The 16,664-nt window shown below is 64.0% G+C and carries 17 protein-coding genes; 9 read left to right on the plus strand and 8 right to left on the minus strand.

What is annotated here, in order from left to right; all coding sequences use genetic code 11:
* The first annotated feature begins 5 nt into the window (after positions 1 to 5).
* The 5 genes from JQ587_RS11080 (at position 6) to JQ587_RS11100 (ending at position 3,132) form a co-directional block, all read left to right on the plus strand.
* Positions 6 to 488, plus strand: a complete 483-nt coding sequence (locus tag JQ587_RS11080) for an MAPEG family protein (protein ID WP_212302965.1) — start codon at positions 6 to 8, stop codon at positions 486 to 488.
* A 75-nt stretch (positions 489 to 563) separates the two neighbouring features.
* Positions 564 to 1,139, plus strand: coding sequence for a hypothetical protein (locus JQ587_RS11085; protein WP_212425313.1), 576 nt, complete (start codon positions 564 to 566; stop codon positions 1,137 to 1,139).
* Positions 1,140 to 1,152: 13 nt separating this feature from the next.
* Entirely contained in the window at positions 1,153 to 1,707 is a 555-nt protein-coding gene (locus tag JQ587_RS11090; RefSeq protein ID WP_212302963.1) for an inner membrane-spanning protein YciB, read from the plus strand.
* 192 nt (positions 1,708 to 1,899) lie between these two features.
* A complete protein-coding gene (locus tag JQ587_RS11095) occupies positions 1,900 to 2,196 on the plus strand; it encodes a hypothetical protein (RefSeq protein ID WP_212425314.1) in 297 nt (98 codons plus the stop codon).
* A gap of 15 nt (positions 2,197 to 2,211) precedes the next feature.
* Positions 2,212 to 3,132 carry an SH3 domain-containing protein gene (locus tag JQ587_RS11100; RefSeq protein ID WP_212425315.1) on the plus strand — a complete coding sequence of 307 codons (921 nt, stop codon included), beginning with the start codon at positions 2,212 to 2,214 and terminating at the stop codon, positions 3,130 to 3,132.
* A 173-nt stretch (positions 3,133 to 3,305) separates the two neighbouring features.
* On the opposite strand, the gene JQ587_RS11105 is transcribed toward JQ587_RS11100, so the two are convergent.
* The gene (locus JQ587_RS11105) at positions 3,306 to 4,976 is read right to left on the minus strand and encodes a fumarate hydratase (protein ID WP_212425316.1); all 1,671 of its coding nucleotides are present in this window, start codon (positions 4,974 to 4,976) and stop codon (positions 3,306 to 3,308) included.
* A 243-nt stretch (positions 4,977 to 5,219) separates the two neighbouring features.
* Here JQ587_RS11105 and JQ587_RS11110 point away from each other — a divergent pair, with 243 nt between their 5' ends.
* The 4 genes from JQ587_RS11110 (at position 5,220) to JQ587_RS11125 (ending at position 8,392) form a co-directional block, all read left to right on the plus strand.
* On the plus strand, positions 5,220 to 5,699 hold the full coding sequence (locus JQ587_RS11110) for a hypothetical protein (protein WP_212302959.1): 480 nt from the start codon (positions 5,220 to 5,222) through the stop codon (positions 5,697 to 5,699).
* Between the two features lie 293 nt (positions 5,700 to 5,992).
* Positions 5,993 to 6,166: a hypothetical protein gene (locus tag JQ587_RS11115; RefSeq protein ID WP_165425181.1), complete on the plus strand. Its 174-nt coding sequence runs from the start codon at positions 5,993 to 5,995 to the stop codon at positions 6,164 to 6,166.
* 357 nt (positions 6,167 to 6,523) lie between these two features.
* Positions 6,524 to 7,639, plus strand: coding sequence for a helix-turn-helix transcriptional regulator (locus tag JQ587_RS11120; protein ID WP_212425317.1), 1,116 nt, complete (start codon positions 6,524 to 6,526; stop codon positions 7,637 to 7,639).
* 78 nt (positions 7,640 to 7,717) lie between these two features.
* A complete protein-coding gene (locus JQ587_RS11125) occupies positions 7,718 to 8,392 on the plus strand; it encodes a methyltransferase family protein (protein ID WP_212425318.1) in 675 nt (224 codons plus the stop codon).
* Between the two features lie 318 nt (positions 8,393 to 8,710).
* On the opposite strand, the gene JQ587_RS11130 is transcribed toward JQ587_RS11125, so the two are convergent.
* The 7 genes from JQ587_RS11130 to fliQ all read right to left on the minus strand — a co-directional run bounded on the left by JQ587_RS11130 (position 8,711) and on the right by fliQ (position 16,571).
* Entirely contained in the window at positions 8,711 to 9,418 is a 708-nt protein-coding gene (locus JQ587_RS11130) for a glutathione S-transferase (RefSeq protein ID WP_212425319.1), read from the minus strand.
* Between the two features lie 226 nt (positions 9,419 to 9,644).
* Positions 9,645 to 10,325, minus strand: coding sequence for a lectin (locus JQ587_RS11135; RefSeq protein ID WP_212425320.1), 681 nt, complete (start codon positions 10,323 to 10,325; stop codon positions 9,645 to 9,647).
* Positions 10,326 to 10,468: 143 nt separating this feature from the next.
* Positions 10,469 to 11,467, minus strand: a complete 999-nt coding sequence (locus tag JQ587_RS11140) for a Tim44 domain-containing protein (protein ID WP_212302954.1) — start codon at positions 11,465 to 11,467, stop codon at positions 10,469 to 10,471.
* 228 nt (positions 11,468 to 11,695) lie between these two features.
* On the minus strand, positions 11,696 to 14,278 hold the full coding sequence (gene cckA / locus JQ587_RS11145) for a cell cycle histidine kinase CckA (protein WP_212425321.1): 2,583 nt from the start codon (positions 14,276 to 14,278) through the stop codon (positions 11,696 to 11,698).
* Positions 14,279 to 14,432: 154 nt separating this feature from the next.
* Complete coding sequence (flhB, locus tag JQ587_RS11150; protein WP_212302952.1) at positions 14,433 to 15,512, minus strand: flagellar biosynthesis protein FlhB; 1,080 nt, start codon at positions 15,510 to 15,512, stop codon at positions 14,433 to 14,435.
* A 7-nt stretch (positions 15,513 to 15,519) separates the two neighbouring features.
* Complete coding sequence (gene fliR / locus JQ587_RS11155; protein ID WP_212302951.1) at positions 15,520 to 16,290, minus strand: flagellar biosynthetic protein FliR; 771 nt, start codon at positions 16,288 to 16,290, stop codon at positions 15,520 to 15,522.
* A 17-nt stretch (positions 16,291 to 16,307) separates the two neighbouring features.
* A complete protein-coding gene (gene fliQ, locus JQ587_RS11160) occupies positions 16,308 to 16,571 on the minus strand; it encodes a flagellar biosynthesis protein FliQ (protein WP_027534765.1) in 264 nt (87 codons plus the stop codon).
* Between the last annotated feature and the right edge of the window lie 93 nt (positions 16,572 to 16,664).

Genomic DNA, 16,664 nt, shown 5'->3' on the forward strand with positions numbered 1-16,664 from the left:
CTCGCATGCACGTCCCCACGATCACGGCCAACTATCTCGCCGTCCTCGCTCTGATCTACGCCGCGCTCGCGCTGCAAGTCGTTCGGTTGCGGCGGAGCAGCGGCGCTCCGTTCGACGACGGCGGCGATGCGAGCCTGCGCAGCGCGATCCGCGCCCATGGCAATTTCATGGAGTACGTCCCCATTATCGCGCTGATGGTCGCAATGCTTGAAATGTCGGGCGCATCGCCCTTGCGCATTCACCTGCTGATGGGCGCGCTGGTGCTGTCGCGGCTGCTGCATCCGCTCGGCATGTACGCGGTACCCGGCTCGCTCAAATTCACGATCTGCCGCGCCGGCAGCATCTTCCTGACCGTCGGCCTTCTGGTCTACTCCGCGCTGACCATCCTGTCGCGCCTGCCCTGGGCCGCATTCGCCGACGAGGTATCAGATCAAGCCATTGCAACAATTGAGTTTTTACAAGTCATTCATATCATTTTGACACTGTAAAGATTTTGCTTGACCCTGTGTCGGCCCTGAACTATCAATCTTGACATTGTAAAGATTGGTTCGACCGAGGCGACCATGACGATCTTCCTGATCCTTGCCCCCTACGGCGTCTACACCTTCCTGATGTTCATGACCTCGGCCACGATCAGCGTGTTCGCGGCCTCCGCGATCTGCCTTGCCACGATCGCAATCGACGTGGCCTGCGGCCGCTCGGTGAAGATCCTTGCCGCCGGCTCCGCGATCCTGTTCGCAGGCATTGGCGCCTACCTCGCTCTCCGCGACCCCACGTTGAGCACGCTCGGCGTCAAGCTTGCGGTCGATATCGGCATCTTCATCATCTCCCTCGGCTCGATGCTCCTGCGCCGGCCCTTCACACTGCAATATGCCATCGAGGCCGTTCCGGCCGAGACCGCGGCGATGCCCGGCTTCCTCACCGCCAACTACATCATCACCAGCGCATGGACCGTGGCCGCTCTGCTGATGATGGCCGCCAACATCGTGCTGCTCTACTTCCCTGGCCTGCCGGTCTGGCTGGGCCTCGCGGTCGCCTTCGCCGCCCGCAACAGCGCGATCTATTTCACGAAGTGGTATCCCGAATATCGCCAGATCAAGTATTGTGCGCCGGCCGGCGCTCTGCCCGAAGCCCAGTGAGACAGGACCGACAATGAAGGACGTATTCGCCCGCCTCGCCTCCGATTTCCTGTCTGCCATCGTTTTCCTGGTGATCTATCTGGTTACCGACAACGTCATCCTCGCAACGTCGGTGGCGATTGCCGGCGCGATCGCGCAAGTGATCTACGCCCGCATCAAGCAGCGCGAGCTTGGCTACATGACCTATGCGAGCGTCGCGCTCGTCGTCGTGCTCGGTACGGTTACGCTGTTGACCAACGATCCCCGCTTCATGCTGGCCAAGCCTGCGGTCGCGCATTTTGCGATCGGCGCTATCATGCTCAAACGCGGCTGGATGCTGCGCTACATGCCGCCGATGGTGGTCGAGACCGCGCCGGAATATGTCACTGCCGCGGGCTATGCCTGGGCCGCGCTGATGTTCGTCCTCGGCGCCGGCACGATCGGGGTCGCCGCCACCGGCGATCTGAAACTGTGGGCTTTCTACATCTCGGTGGTCGCGGGCGGCGCCAAGGCGCTCGCCTTTGCCGTGCAATACCTGGTGCTTCGGCTCATCGTCACCAGCCGCCGGCGCGCCGCCGCCCGCGCCTAAAGCGCGATATGATCGCGCCTTAGGTTGTTGTTTGAGCATGATCTTATCGGAAAACCGCTGCACACTTTTCCGGATCATGCTCGTATGCCCCGATCGACGAGTTAGGCAGTGGCTTCAAGTTGCGCTATAGGCTCGGATCAGGACTGGCTGCGGATCATCGCAGCCCGCCGGGACATTGTTCGGGAGACGCGAATGGCCGTGGACGGCAACTGGAATCTGACCATGACGACGCCGATGGGCGAACGCCAGGCGACGCTGAGCGTGAAGGCCGCGGGTGGCACGCTCACGGGCACGCAGGGGGCGGAAGGTAATACCGCCGAGATTTTTGACGGCTTGGTCAGCGGCGACAACGTCTCGTGGAAAGTCTCGATCACCAACCCGATGCCGCTGACGCTGGAATTCACCGGCACCGTCGCCGGCGACAGCATCAACGGCGAGATGGGCATCGGCCCGATGGGCAGCTTCCCCTTCACCGGCGCGCGCGCATAAGGTCGCGCGGCATCCATGCGTGCGCTCCGTCTCATTGCGGCAACGATCCTGTGTGTCGCAACACAAGCGCCGCGCGCGGATGACACCGAACCGGCGTGGCGCGCAAGCGCGCTCGCCATGGTGCCGGCTGGCTACGTTGCCGGCACGGCCTACCGGACCGAGGGTGCGACCGGCTATCTCGCCGTCTATCCCGCGACATCGAACGATCCGAAGACGCCCGCAAGCGTGTTCACTGCGCGTCAGGCCCTCGTCGTTGCGCTGACGCCGGATGCGACCCGTGCTGTCTCGGCCGAGTTGAGGCCGCGCACCGAGCCCGATCCGGAGGGTGATGAAACCGATTTCGCGAAACTGCACGCCGACCTCGCCGCCAAGCGTGCAACGCTGCCCGAAGGGACCGAGCCCTGCGATCTCGGCGCCTGGTCGATCGACAAGGATCCAAACGGCCTCAACGTGCGCGCCGAGCCCTCGGTCAAGGCGCGCGTGCTCGGCACGCTGCCGCCGCCCTACAAGCTCAGGCTTGGCGGCGCCGAGAACACGCCCGATGGCGGCTGGCTCACCGAATTCCGCATCATCGGCTTCAAGGACGGCTGGTTTCTGATCGAAGGTGCGAAGCCCCCGGGCAAGGACTACGAGGACGAGAAGAGATATCCGCGCGGCGCGCCAAAGCCGTATGCGGGACGCGGCTGGGTCGCCTCCAACAAGGTCGGCGCGTCTTACGCCAACGGCGCGACGCGCATGGGCGGCCTGTTTCAGGCGCCTTTCGTCGATGCCGGGTGGATGCCCGCCCAGCGCGAGCTCGGCGGCCCGATCGACACCGATGGCGGGCCGAAGCGCATCTTCGCATGCAGCGGCGTCTGGGGCCTCGTCGAGAGTAAGGACAACGTCCGCGGCTGGTGGCGCTCGCTGTGCTCCAACCAGGTCACGAATTGCAGCTAGAAGCGGCACGGCACTTAGGGCACCAACGCCTTCCGTCTTCATGTCCGGGCTTGTCCCGGCCATCCACGTCTTTCAGTGCACCAAGAACGTGGATGCCCGGGACAAGCCCCGGGCATGACGATCGTTCGTAAGGCGCATTCACAATCACTCGCGCGCGAACGCGGCCGAGGCAGCTAGCCCAGATTCAACTCCTTGAAGAAGTCGTTCCCCTTGTCATCGATGATGATGAACGCCGGGAAGTCGACGACCTCGATGCGCCAGATCGCCTCCATGCCGAGCTCGGGATATTCGAGCACCTCAACCTTCTTGATGCAGTGCTCGGCGAGGTTCGCCGCAGCACCGCCGATCGACCCGAGATAGAAGCCGCCATATTTCTTGCAGGCCTCGCGCACGGCAGGGGCACGGTTGCCCTTGGCCACCATCACCATCGAGCCGCCGGCGGCCTGGAACTGGTCGACGAAGGAATCCATGCGGCCCGCAGTGGTCGGACCGAACGCGCCGGAGGCGTAGCCCTCGGGCGTCTTGGCGGGGCCGGCGTAATAGACCGGATGATTCTTGAAGTAGTCCGGCAGCGGCTCGCCCTTCTCCAGCCGCTCGCGCAGCTTGGCGTGCGCGGAGTCGCGCGCGACGATCATGGTGCCGGTCATCGACACCCGCGTCTTGATCGGGTGCTTCGAGAACGTCGCCAGAATGTCCTTCATCGGCTGGTTGAGGTCGATCTTGACGACCTCGCCGCCGAGCGACTCCTCGACCTGCGGGAGATATTGCGCCGGGTTATGCTCGAGCTCCTCGAGATAGACGCCGTCCTTGGTGATCTTGCCGAGCACCTGGCGATCGGCCGAGCACGACACGCCGAGCCCGATCGGCAGCGAAGCGCCGTGACGCGGCATGCGGATGACGCGGACGTCGTGGCAGAAATATTTTCCACCGAACTGCGCGCCGACACCGAGCGACTGCGTCATCTTGTGGATTTCCTTCTCCATCTCGACGTCGCGGAAGGCGTTGCCGTCGGGCGAGCCGTGGGTCGGCAGTGCGTCGAGATAGCGGGCGGAGGCGAGCTTCACCGTCTTCATGCAGAGCTCGGCCGAGGTGCCGCCGATCACGATGGCAAGGTGATAGGGCGGGCACGCCGCGGTGCCGAGGGTGAGAATCTTTTCCTTGAGGAAGGCGAGCAACCGGTCCTTGGTCAACACCGAGGGCGTCGCCTGGAACAGAAAGCTCTTGTTGGCGGAGCCGCCGCCCTTCGCCATGAACATGAACTTGTAGGCCGAATCCACTTCTGAAGAGCCGCCCTCGGCGTAGATCTCGCACTGCGCCGGCATGTTGTTGGCGGTGTTCTTCTCCTCGTACATCGTAAGCGGCGCGACCTGCGAGTAGCGCAGATTGCGGCGCAGATAGGCATCGCGCGCACCTTCCGACAGCGCCGCCTCATCATCACCGTCGGTGATGACGTTGCAGCCCTTCTTGCCCATGATGATCGCGGTGCCGGTGTCCTGGCACATCGGCAGCACGCCGCCGGCCGCGATGTTGGCATTCTTGAGGAAGTCCAGCGCGACGAACTTGTCGTTCGGGCTGGCCTCGCCATCCTCCAGGATCGCGCGGAGCTGCTTCAGATGACCGGGCCGCAGATAATGGTTGATGTCGCCAAAAGCCGCCTCCGACAGCGCCCGCAGCGCCTCGCGCGACACGACCAACATGTCTTTCCCCAGAACTTTTTCGACCCGGACGCCCTCGGCCGTGATCTTCTTGTAGGGCGTCTCGTCCTTGCCCAGCGGGAACAGAGGGGTGTGCTTGTAGGGCGGAACGGGCTGGGACTTATCGGGGAAGGCGGTCGGAGCGTTCATGGGGCGATCTCGGGTTTTGGAGCCCTTGCGGGCCTCTAAGCATAGAAGCGTTCTAAGCTTTTTTGCCACAAAGGGAAGGCGTTCTGGCGCGGCCGGGGCATCCGGATTTGGCGCCGCGGCGGCCATTTTGCGGCCCCTCCTTGATCAGCGGGTGGTCGCGGCTGCGCTCATCAAGCCCGATGGCACCCCTTGCGCTTCGCGCGTCGCGACGGTTGAATGCGCGCCCTCAAGGGGCTTTTCATTATGATTTCCAGACTGCACGTCCGCGGCGCGATTGTTGTCGCCGCAGCAATCATCGGCCTTGTGACCCTCGCCGCGCCGGCGCGTGCCGACCAGTGCGACGACATCGCAAAGCAGCTCGCCGGCGGCATCGACGGGCTGAAGGTCAACTTCAAGGCCGCCAACATCATCTACCTCACCCACCCCGCGGCGAAGGAGCTGTCGCTCGGCTGCCGCGCCCAGGGACAGGCCTATTCCAACGAGCTCTATGCCAAGGGCGACCGCAAGCCGACGCCGCAGTTCTACGATCTGGTGGCGTCCGCGGCGGCGATCATCTTCACGGTGACGAAGGACGACACCACGACCGGCGCGACGCGCTGCCTGAAGCGCATGGGCCTCTTGCGCGGCGACAAGGTCACGATGCGCTACAAGCGCCTCAACATGGAATGCACGCGCACAAAGACGGACGCTGCGATCGCAATCACGCGGCCGAAGGACGAGTAGGCACAGCGCTTTCTCTACGGGCGCGGCGTGCGCGCCTCGGCACCTCGCTACCACGCACCCGTCATTGCAAGCGAAGCGACGCAATCCAGAATCCTTCCGCTGAGAGATTCTGGATTGCTTCGTCGCAAGAGCAATGACGAGGAGAGGCGATCGCCGCCCTCGACGGCGCAATGTCAGGCGAGAAGAACGCCTCCCTCACCGCACCTGATCCTTCGCATTTTAACGATTGCCTTGAAGGAAATTTCGCTCCTCGCGGCGCAGGGTCAATTGTTTCCATATGTGAGGATTTGTGGATGAGCGTTTCTACCGTTGCGCCGCCGCCGATCGCGATCGTGGTGCCGAGCTACGACACGACCAAGCAGCAGGACGACCAGACCAAGACCAAGGATACCGACCCGACCTACAAGCCGCAGCCGCCTGCGCCGCTGCCGCCGGGCCAGGGCACGCGGATCGATCAGCTCGCCTGATCCGGCTTGTCTTCGATGAATCGCCCGGTCCGGTCGACCGGGCCTTTCGCGCGTCCGGAATTGCCGGACAGCGCGGCCAAAGCGTGCGAGGCGATCCAGCAACGCCGCACGATCGCACGCCTGGTGTTGCATGATTCGATTGCTGCTTTTTCGAAGGGCGAGCTGCGCACGGCTGGCCTTCGGCTCGATTGTTCCCAGCCATGACCGCCGGCGCTCCGGCACCAAGCTGACCTCCTTTGGCAGTTGAAGGCGTCGCGGGCGTGCCTTCAAGTGTGATCCGCCTCATCAAATTTCCACATCCGGCGTGCTCATCTGCGAGGCCGAACAAGCCCAACCATGCGCTGATGGGACGAGCCAATGGAACTGAGTGAAGAGCTACTCTCGCTGGTGGGGGACATCTACGATGCGGCGCTCGACGATTCCCGATGGACGTCGACGCTTGGCGGCATCGTTGACCTCGCGGGCGGACAAAGCGGTGGCCTGGTCCGAATCGGGGCCGCCGGCGAGGCCGTGATCGCGCATGCTGTCGGCGTCGACCCCACCTTTGTTCAATCCTATATCGAGACTTACGAGCCGTTCGATCCGTCGCGCGCCGTGCTCCACGCACCGGTCGGACAAATCCAGACGATCGGGGATTGGATCGACGTCGACGAATTCCGGACGACCATGTTCTACAACGAATGGACACGGCCGCAGGGTCTCGAGGATGCCGCCAACATCCTGCTCGACAAGTCCGCTGCTGGTTTGTCCCGCCTCTCGATCATGAAGGCCGGCGGTCTCGTCGATCGCAGGATGTATCGGGTGATCTCCCACATCACGCCGCACATGCAGCGGGCCATGCTGATCCGACAGAAGCTGCAGCAGCAGAACGCATTGGAGACGACGTCGACCCACACGCTCGACGCCCTGCGAGCCGCGGTGCTGCTGCTTGATGCCAACGGCCACATCGCGCACTCCAATGCGAGCGCGCGGGAGATTTTGGACGAGGCCGACGTTCTCCGTTCGGTCCATGGACGGCTCGCAACAGCAGACCTGAATGCGGATCGCATGCTGCGGCAGGCACTGGCGGGCGCGGCCCTTGGCGAGCGCGCGACGATGGGCATCTCGCTGCATCTGACTGCCCGCGATGGTTCGCATTACGTGGGGCATCTCGTGCCGCTGACCGCTGGGCGCCGGCAGATGTTCGGAGCAAGCTACGAGGCCTGCGCCGTCCTGTTCGTCAGCAAGGCCGCGCTCGATACGATCGTCGCTCCGGACCTCATCCGGAAGCTCTTCAAATTGACGCCGGCCGAGCTGCACGTCTTCCTCTCCATCATCGAGATCGGCGGGGTTCCTGACGTAGCCAGAAGCATGGGCGTCGCCGAAACGACGATCAAGACCCACCTCGCCAGGATCTTCACGAAGACCGGAACCAAACGGCAGGCAGATCTGGTGCGGCTCATTGCGGCCTTCACACCTCCCATCAAGATCTGACGCAAACCCTGTCGCGCCGGCCGCATGTTGGTCGGAAGCGTGCTATCAATGCATCGGCGTGATGGAGCCGGATCGAACATGATCGCACGCCTGCTGTTGCAGAACATGATCTTCACCGCCGCGATGGGCGTGCTGCTGCTCGCCGTCGCGGGCACGCTGCATTGGCCGGGCGCGTGGGTGTTTCTCGTCACCTCAGCCCTATTTGGTCCGCTCTGCGGTTGGTGGCTCTACCGGATCGATCCGGCGCTTTTGGCCGAGCGTCTGCGCCCCGTTCTTCAGAAGAACCAGCCGGCCGCCGACAAGGTCTTCATGGTCGTCTTCATCGCAGGGATGCTGGGCTGGCTGGTCGCAATGGGGCTCGACCGGCGCCATCTTGCATCCGACATGAACGTCGCCTGGCAGCTGCTCGGCTTCGTGCTATTCCTCGCCTCGACGCTGTTCACATTGTGGGTCTTTCGCGAGAATTCGTTCGCCGCGCCCGTGGTGAAGCTGCAGGCCGAGCGCGCACAGCGCGTGATCTCGACCGGCCCCTACGCCCATGTTCGCCATCCCATGTACAGCGGCATGATCCTGTTCTTCGCCAGCGTGCCGCTGATCCTCGGCTCGTGGTGGGGGCTTGCGATTGCGCCGCTCTTCCTGGTCTTGCTCGCGGTCCGCATTCGCATCGAGGAACGCACGCTGATCGCGGGTCTGCCGGGCTATGCCGATTATACCGCGCGGGTGCGCTATCGCCTGCTGCCCGGATTGTGGTGAGCGCGCGTCACGTTCGTGCCTCCCGAAAAGCCTTGTGGGTCCTCCGATCGACTGACGCTACAGCCGCCGGACCTCTTTAGAGAGGAACCGCACCTGCGCGCTATTCCGATCCGGATCCACAACGCGAGTCGCGATGATGTTCTGCAAGCCACCCTGCCCCGACGAGCATGACCTCTCTTCCGTTCCCGATCATGCCGACGATCAATCTGGTCCCCGACGCGCGCAGCCTGTCGGGAGCCATGACGTCTTTGGGCGATCGATCGCGCCCGATGCGACCGGTCCGGAGCGGAGGCTGCCGCCAGTCTCCGTCCGGACCGGCTAATCATCGAGCTCCCTGTATTGCCGGAAGATGCCCTGCTCGTTGAAGGGAATGCGGCGATCGCTTGCGAGATAGGCCTTGATGTTCGGCCGCGCGGCCACGCGGTCGCGCAGGCCGACGAGACCGGGAATTTTCTTCTCAAACGCCTTCATCCGCTTGGGGAAGGCGTAGCGCAGCCCATCGACGATCTGGAACAGCGAGAGATCGACATAGGTCAGCCTGCGGCCGGTGATGTAAGCGCCACCATTCTCGGTGAAGAGCTGCTCGAAATAGCCGAGATATTTCGGCACGCGCTCGTCCCAGAACTCGGCGGTGCGCTTCTTCGCCGGCAGCTTCTGATCTTCATAGTACAGCGACGGCCCGAGCGGATGATGGGTGTCGTGGATCTCGACCACGAGATCGGTGACCGTCAATTGAAGCTGGTGCACCCAGAGTTTGCCGGCCTCAGTCTTAGGCGCGAGGCCGTGACGGGCACCGAGATAGAGCAGGATGTTGGCGGTCTGGCCGATGACGAGCTTGCCGGCTTTGAGGAACGGCGGCGCGAAGGGCGGCGTGCCTTTATGGACCTCCATCATCTTCATCATGGCGGCCGAGCCACGCGAACCGCGTGCGACATCGACATAATCCGCCCCCGCCTCCTCCAGCGCCAGCCGCACATATTCACCGCGGCCCTGGATCTCGGGCCAGTAATAGAGCTCGTATTTCATGGAAGGGGTCCGTGTGCGTGGAAGCGACGGAACCAATGTAGCACGCGACCGAATGTTCCGTCAGCGTGAGGCGGAACGGCGGCACCGCGTCCGCCGTCATTGCGAGCGTAGCGAGGCAATCCAGACTGTCGCCGCGGCGGGCCTCTGGATTGCTTCGCGGAGCCTGTCGGGCCGCGCTTCGCGCGGATCCGGTGGCTCGCAATGACGCAGGAGAGAACTCAGCCCCTCAGTTCGCCGCGAAACAATACATCAGCCCATCACCACCGGTGGTTTTCAAGTCGGCCTGCGAGCAGCCGCCGTCGGGGCCGCGCGAGGGGTGGGAGCTGTTCCAGGATCTAGACGGCTCGTCGTCGCGCAGGCCCTGGCGATCGGCATGGCCGAGCATCGCCGCGCCTTGCTTGCTCGACGTCCAATTCTTGCAGGTCTTGTCGTCACCCGCTGCAAAGGCGGTGCCGTCAGGTTGCGATCCCGTCAGGATGTCGTGCCGGTTCGGCGTGTCGCCGCGGCCGTTGATGACCTCGCCCTTCTCGCTGAGCGCGGTCTGCTTGGTGAGATTGTTGGCCGCGCTATGCAGGTCGGCAACGTCCTTGGCAATCACCGCACCCTTGGCGTTTTGCCACGGTCCCTTGCCGATGCGGTCTTTTGCGTTGACGGCGGGCTTGCCGTCGGCTGCTTGCGTCGAGAGATATGCGCGCCAGGTCTTGGTGCCGGCGCCACCGGCTTGTGCCAACTTCTGGCATTGCGCATCAGCTCCCTCCAGACCGCCGAGATCGGCCCCCTTGCCCGGGCCGTTGGAGGTCACGAAGAACGTCATATCGGCCGACTGCGCTTGCGCCGATGGCGCCGCAAGCAGGGCTACAGCGAGCGCGAGGCCTGACATCGTGACTGATCGCTCGATACGGATCATCTTGTCCTCCCAGTTGGTTTTTATTTGGCCGCACGATGTCAACCCGACGCGCGCCCGCTTATTCCGATGCCGCGATGCGAGACATCCAAAGAAAAAGGCGCCGTGCGGGAAGCACGACGCCTTGATTTCTCATATTCAGGCGATCAGTTGGTCTGCTGAATCGCCGACAATTCCCAGGGGCTGCCCGGGCGGCGGGCGAACGTCCAGACTTCGGTGACTTCACCCGGCTGCTCGCTGCCGGCGACGATTGCGCCGGTGTTGCGGTCGACCGTCTTGTCGGTGAGCGCGAAGCGCATTGCCACCGTTGCGTAGTCTGTCTCGCCTTCGCGCCAGGCTTCCGCGAGGTCGCCCTGCAACAGCTTGACGTTGGTCACCTTGTTGACGGCGTTGCGTGCGCGGTTCTCGGCGAGATCCTTCTCGAAATAAGAGACCATCTCCGGCGTCGCCAGCGTATGCAGTTTTGCAACGTCCTCGTTCGACCATGCGGCCTGGATGTCGCCAAGCAGCCGCTCAAACGCCTCGTAATCATCAGGCTTGATCTCGAGCGGCGCATTGTTGGCGCCGAAGCCGAAGCCGCCACCAAGACCTGAACCGAGGCCACTGCGATAGCTCGCCTGCGCTCCCGGCCCGGCGCCACCATCAGCACCGGCATAGGCCGCCTGCGGCGCATTGCGGCGCTGCCACCAGGACATCGCCAGCCGCACCACGAACACGACGAGCACGATCTGGATGATCAAGCCCAGGATCGACGACAGGCCGCCGAGACCGCCGAACAGGCCGCCGCCGAACAGCATGCCCAGAAGGCCCGCGCCGAGAAAGCCAGCGGCAAGACCACCCAGGAAGCCGCCACCGCGGCCGAACAGGCCGCCGCGCGCGGGCGCAGCCGTGTTCATGCCGGCGCCCGGCTGGCTGTAGGTGCGGTTGAATTGCGAGGTCGAGCCCGGCGCGGTCGTGGTCGACGGTGGGGCCGAGAAGGTCCGCGAACCGCGCGAACCCGATGAGACGCCGCCGCCGACGCGGGCGTCAGCGGAGGAGATCGCGAGCGCCGTCGGCAGCGCCAGCGCCAGAACGACGGCAATCGTCTTCACGAGACTGCGGGACCATTGCGAGAACTTCATGTGCGTTTCCCAAATCCCCGGCATGGGGACGTGTCAGTAAGATGGGCAGCCTTCACCAAAAGGGAAGCCGGTTTCGGAACCCGCGGCTGCGGCCCTCAGTCGCGGGGATGTGGCAAAAGCCCATATTTGCCGGGCACTTGGCTGGATGCGGACGGGAACTGTGGTCGCCGATTACCGGCGTTATTTCGATTCAGGATGAACGGCTTTCGCGGCTGGCAATGATGGCGAAATGTGGGGCCGACACGCCGGCCCTCACCCCTGCTTCGTCATCGTCTCCTTCACGGCCGCCACGAGCTGGCTCAGAGTGAACGGCTTTGGCAGGAAGTCGAACTGCTGCCCCTCGGGCAGGCTCTTCTCGAAGGCGTCCTCCGCGTAGCCGGAGACGAAGATGAAGCGGATATCCGGGTTCTTCTCCCGCATCGCCTTAAGCAGGGTCGGCCCGTCCATTTCCGGCATCACGACGTCGGAGACGACGAGATCGATCGCACCGCTCTGCTCTTCCAGCGCTTCCATGGCCTCGACGCCGTTCTCGGCCTCGACCACGGTGTAGCCGCGCGAACGCAGGCCGCGGGCGTTCAATGCGCGCAGGCCCTCTTCGTCCTCGACCAGCAGGATGGTGCCCTGCCCGGTGAGATCGGTGCGGGACTTGGTCTCCACCGCTGCAGGCGCAGCTTCCTTCGCGGCGCCATTCGTCACGCTCGCCGCTACCGGCTGCTCGACCTGGACTTCAGGCTCGGCATGATGGCGCGGCAGGAAGATGTGGAACGAGGTGCCCTGCCCCGGCTCGGAATCGACGTAGATGAAGCCGCCGGTCTGCTTGACGATGCCATACACGGTCGAAAGACCGAGGCCGGTGCCCTTGCCGACTTCCTTGGTCGAGAAGAACGGCTCGAAGATCTTGTCGCGGATGTCGGCGGGAATGCCGGTACCGGTGTCGGCGACTTCGATCCGCACATAGTCCGCCGCCGGCATGCCCTTATAGGCGAGCTTGCCGGCCTCTTCCGTGGCGACATTGGCGGTGCGGATGATCAGCTTGCCGCCATCGGGCATGGCGTCGCGCGCGTTGACCGCGAGGTTGACGATGACCTGCTCGAACTGGGAGACGTCGACCTTGACCGGCCAGAGATCGCGGCCGTGGACCAGGTCGAGCTTGACCTTCTCGCCGATCAGCCGGCGCAGCAGCATGGTGAGATCGCTCAGCGCATCGCCGAGATCGAGCACCTGCGGCCGCAGCGTCTGCCGCCGCGAGAAGGCGAGCAGCTGCCGCACCAGCGTCGCAGCACGCGTCGCGTTCTGCTTGATCTGCATGATGTCCTGGAACGACGGGTCGGTCGGCTTGTGCGCGTTCAGCAGGAAGTCGTTCGCCATCATGATAGCGGAAAGCACGTTGTTGAAGTCGTGGGCAATGCCGCCGGCGAGCTGGCCGACCGTCTCCATCTTCTGCGACTGGTTGATCTGGTTCTCCAGCGCGCGCCGCTCGGTGGTCTCGAGCATGTGCACGATCGCGGCTTCAGCGTCGTTCTCGGCCGCATCGACCGGCGTGACGAAGAACTGGCCCCAGCGCTCCTTGGGTCCCTCCAGCGCGACCTCGACTGGCGCGATGTCAGCCTGGCCTTCGGCAGCCTGGTTGATCGCCGCAATCACCAGATGGCGGTCCCGCGCGTTGATAGCGCGGAAGATCGACTTGCTGGCGCTGTCGAGCCCGAGGGCTTGCGCGAGCTTGGCGTAACGCGCATTCGCTCGCACGACGTTGCCGCCGCGATCGACGGTAGCGATCGCCATCGGTGTGTGGTCGAAGAAGCGCATGAAACGCACTTCGGCGGCGCGGTCGGGGTCGCTGCGCTCGTCGCGGGCACGGCTGATGACGAGCGTGCGCGACGGGCCCGGCGCGCCATCGGCGCCGAAGGCGAGCTTGTGATAGAGCCGGACCGGCATGGTCTTGCCGGTGCGCATGCGCAGGTCGATGTCGAAGACTTCGGTCTTCACCTCGCCCGGCACGGCCACAATCGCGCTCAGCAGCGAGGCGCCGTCGCCGGAGACGATGTCGGCGAGCCTCAAGCCGCCGGAGCCGATCTCGGCGAGGTCGTAGTCGAGCCAGTTCGCCAGCGTCGCATTGACATAGGCGAGCTCGCCGGCGGGATTGACCGAGAAGAAGCCGCAGGGCGCATGATCGAGATATTCGATCGCGTGCTGGAGCTCCTGGAACACGTCCTCCTGGCGCTCACGGTCGCGGGTGATGTCGGCGATCGACCACACCGCGTATTTGGCCTCGCGCTTTCCGGTGCCGAGCGGGCGCACCCGCATGCGCAGCCAGCGCCCGTGGCTGCCGTCCTGGCCGGAAATGCGCACCTCTTCCTGCTGCCGCTTGCCCTCGCGCGCCGCCTTGAGCAGGCGGAACACGGCCTCGGAGACATCAGGATTGCCGATGAAGACACGCTCGACCGGCCGCACATCCTGCGGGCCGGATGCGCCCGTCAACGTCAGATAGGCCGCGTTGGAATAGATCACATGGCCGCGCGGATTGGTCACCGCCAGGCCGTCGAAGGCGTGGTCGGCAATGCGCCCCATCACGGGATCGTCGAGATTGCGGTCGACGAAGCGGATGATGCCGGCGGCAAAGGCGAACAGGTTGAACAGGCCGATCATCGCCAGCACGGCGAGGATGCCAAGGATATAGGGCTGCGCCTGCGCGCGCCCGAGCGTCATCAGCCCGATGGCGACCGCGACCAGGCCGGTGGCCACCAGGAGCACCAGCGCAATGCTGCCCGAGCGTGGCGACGGCTCATGCGCCGCAACGGGCTCGCGTGACAGGTCGTGGTCGGTCTCGGCAGTCATTTCACGCAGGTGTAGCCTGTCGGCAGAGAATCAACGCGCCACGGGGCACGCGGGGTCCTCCCTGCCTGAATCGGACCCGCAGACGCAAGGGTAGCACGGGCGAAAGGTACGCTGATTCCCAGTTTACGGCCATTTCCGGTACTTTTCGGGGGTTTTATTGCCGTGCGGCACTAAAACCGCGCTTCATCCGCATGACGTAGCCGATGACTTCGGCGACCGCATGGTAGTGCTCCATGGGGATCTCCTGGTCGATCTCGACGGTGGCATAGAGCGCGCGGGCCAGCGGCACGTTCTCGACGATCGGGATGTCGTGCTCGCGCGCAATCTCCCGGATCTTGAAGGCGAGGTTGTCGACGCCCTTGGCAACGCAGATCGGCGCCGACATGCCGCGCTCGTAGGACAGCGCCACCGAATAGTGGGTCGGGTTGGTGATGATCACCGAGGCTTTGGGAACCGCCGCCATCATGCGCTTCTTGGAGCGCTGTTGGCGCAATTGCCGGAGCTTACCCTTGATGTGCGGGTCGCCTTCGGACTGTTTGAACTCTTCCTTGATCTCCTGGAGCGACATCTTCTGCCGCTGGAACCAACTGCGGTATTGGAAGAAATAGTCACCGATGGCGATGATCGCGAGCGCCGCAACCACCGCACCGAGCAGATGGACGGTCATGCCGGTGCTGGCGCCCAGCATGGCCATCGGATCGAGCTTGACCATCGCCTCCATGCGATGCCGCTCCGGCCAGAGGATCGTGGTCATGACCGTACCGAGCACGACGAGCTTGCCGATGCCCTTCAGGAAGTTCGCTCCCGCCTGCTTGCCGAAGATGCGCTTGAAGCCGGCGGCCGGCGAGAGCTTGCTGAACTTGGGCGTGAGGGATTCGGTCGACCACACCAGCCGATGCTGAAGCATGTTGCCGGCAATGGCCGCGATCACCAGCATCAACAGCGGCACGCCGACTGCAGCTAACACCGCGACCTCGATCTGCTGCATCAGTGCGAGCAGATTCCCGGGGTCGGTTTTGATCATCCAGGAATTGGCGAGCAGATTGCGCATCGGCGTCAGCAGCCCGCTGCCGACCGAGCCGGAAAAGGTCGAGACCACGAGTGTGCCGCCCGCGATCATGAACCAGGTGTTGATCTCCTGGCTTTTGGCGACGTCGCCGCGTTCGAGCGCCTCTTCGAGACGCTTTTGCGTCGGGTCTTCTGTTTGACTTTCTGGATCGTTGTCTTCCGCCATCGATCACCTACTTGAGCGGCAGCATCTGGTGCATGACACCGATGAAGTAATCGAGATAGGTGCCCATCATCGCCGTGAGCACCACGGCGAGCACCATGAAGCCCGCGAAGATCGACAGCGGCACACCGACGAAATAGACCTGCATCTGCGGCATCAGACGCGCCAGCACGCCGAGCCCGATATTGAAGACGAGGCCGAACACCAGGAACGGCCCTGACAGTTGCAAGCCGAGCAGGAACGCGGCGGCAAAGGCCCGCGTGGCCAGCGAAGCAACATCGCCGCTCGACACCGTCTCGCCCGGCGCGAAGATCGCATAGCTGTCGTTCAGCGCCGCGATCACCAGATGATGGCTATCGGTGGCGAACAGCAGGGTCACGCCCAGCATGGTCAGGAAGTTGCCGACCAGAACGCCCTGCTGCCCCTGCGTCGGATCGACCGACGTCACGAAGCCGAGCCCCATCTGCTGCGCGATCACCGCACCCGCGACCTGGAGCGCCGACAGCGTCACGCGCGCGGTTGCGCCCAGTACGATGCCGATCACGATCTCATGCAGCATCAAGACCAGCATCGGCGCGAGCGAGCCCATGTCGACCTGGTAGGCGTTGCGATGCAGCGGCAGGATGATCAGCGTGAGCAGAAGCGCGATCGACAGCTTTACGCGCGTCGGGATATTGGTCTCGCCGAGCCCCGGCAGCAGCATCACCATCGCGCCGACCCGGGCGAAGGCAAGCATGAAGGCTGCGGCAAGCGCCGGCAGCAGCGAGACGTCGATGCGCATAGCGGGCGCATTGTGCCTCAGCCGCCGATGATTCGCGACGAGATCCGCAGCATGTGGGAATGGAGCGCGTCGGCCATGAATGGCAGCGCCAGTAGCATTGTGGCAAAGATGGCCAGGATCTTCGGCACGTAGACCAGCGTCTGTTCCTGGATCTGCGTCAGCGCCTGGAACAGCGACACGATCACGCCGACCACGAGCCCGACCACCATCAGTGGCGAGGACACGATCACGATGGTCCAGATCGCATCGCGGGCGACGTCGAGGGTCTCGGGTCCGGTCATTTGAATTCTCGCTTCCAGCAATTTCCGTCATTCCGGGACTCGCAAAGCGCGAACCTGGAATCTCGAAATTCCGGGTTCGGTGCTTCGCACCGC

It is taken from the genome of Bradyrhizobium manausense, assembly GCF_018130615.1.
In the GTDB taxonomy this organism is placed as follows: Bacteria; Pseudomonadota; Alphaproteobacteria; order Rhizobiales; family Xanthobacteraceae; genus Bradyrhizobium; species Bradyrhizobium manausense_A.

What these genes read in the sequence shown, in the direction of transcription:
- JQ587_RS11085 (WP_212425313.1), top strand. Translation starts at nt 564, where the DNA reads ATGACGATCTTCCTGATCCTTGCCCCCTACGGCGTCTACACCTTCCTG.
- flhB (WP_212302952.1), bottom strand. Translation starts at nt 15,512, where the DNA reads ATGGCGGAAGACAACGATCCAGAAAGTCAAACAGAAGACCCGACGCAA.
- JQ587_RS11105 (WP_212425316.1), bottom strand. Translation starts at nt 4,976, where the DNA reads ATGAACGCTCCGACCGCCTTCCCCGATAAGTCCCAGCCCGTTCCGCCC.
- JQ587_RS11135 (WP_212425320.1), bottom strand. Translation starts at nt 10,325, where the DNA reads ATGATCCGTATCGAGCGATCAGTCACGATGTCAGGCCTCGCGCTCGCT.
- JQ587_RS11125 (WP_212425318.1), top strand. Translation starts at nt 7,718, where the DNA reads ATGATCGCACGCCTGCTGTTGCAGAACATGATCTTCACCGCCGCGATG.
- fliR (WP_212302951.1), bottom strand. Translation starts at nt 16,290, where the DNA reads ATGCGCATCGACGTCTCGCTGCTGCCGGCGCTTGCCGCAGCCTTCATG.
- JQ587_RS11095 (WP_212425314.1), top strand. Translation starts at nt 1,900, where the DNA reads ATGGCCGTGGACGGCAACTGGAATCTGACCATGACGACGCCGATGGGC.
- JQ587_RS11120 (WP_212425317.1), top strand. Translation starts at nt 6,524, where the DNA reads ATGGAACTGAGTGAAGAGCTACTCTCGCTGGTGGGGGACATCTACGAT.
- JQ587_RS11100 (WP_212425315.1), top strand. Translation starts at nt 2,212, where the DNA reads ATGCGTGCGCTCCGTCTCATTGCGGCAACGATCCTGTGTGTCGCAACA.
- fliQ (WP_027534765.1), bottom strand. Translation starts at nt 16,571, where the DNA reads ATGACCGGACCCGAGACCCTCGACGTCGCCCGCGATGCGATCTGGACC.
- JQ587_RS11115 (WP_165425181.1), top strand. Translation starts at nt 5,993, where the DNA reads ATGAGCGTTTCTACCGTTGCGCCGCCGCCGATCGCGATCGTGGTGCCG.
- cckA (WP_212425321.1), bottom strand. Translation starts at nt 14,278, where the DNA reads ATGACTGCCGAGACCGACCACGACCTGTCACGCGAGCCCGTTGCGGCG.
- JQ587_RS11130 (WP_212425319.1), bottom strand. Translation starts at nt 9,418, where the DNA reads ATGAAATACGAGCTCTATTACTGGCCCGAGATCCAGGGCCGCGGTGAA.
- JQ587_RS11110 (WP_212302959.1), top strand. Translation starts at nt 5,220, where the DNA reads ATGATTTCCAGACTGCACGTCCGCGGCGCGATTGTTGTCGCCGCAGCA.
- JQ587_RS11140 (WP_212302954.1), bottom strand. Translation starts at nt 11,467, where the DNA reads ATGCCGGGGATTTGGGAAACGCACATGAAGTTCTCGCAATGGTCCCGC.
- JQ587_RS11090 (WP_212302963.1), top strand. Translation starts at nt 1,153, where the DNA reads ATGAAGGACGTATTCGCCCGCCTCGCCTCCGATTTCCTGTCTGCCATC.
- JQ587_RS11080 (WP_212302965.1), top strand. Translation starts at nt 6, where the DNA reads ATGCACGTCCCCACGATCACGGCCAACTATCTCGCCGTCCTCGCTCTG.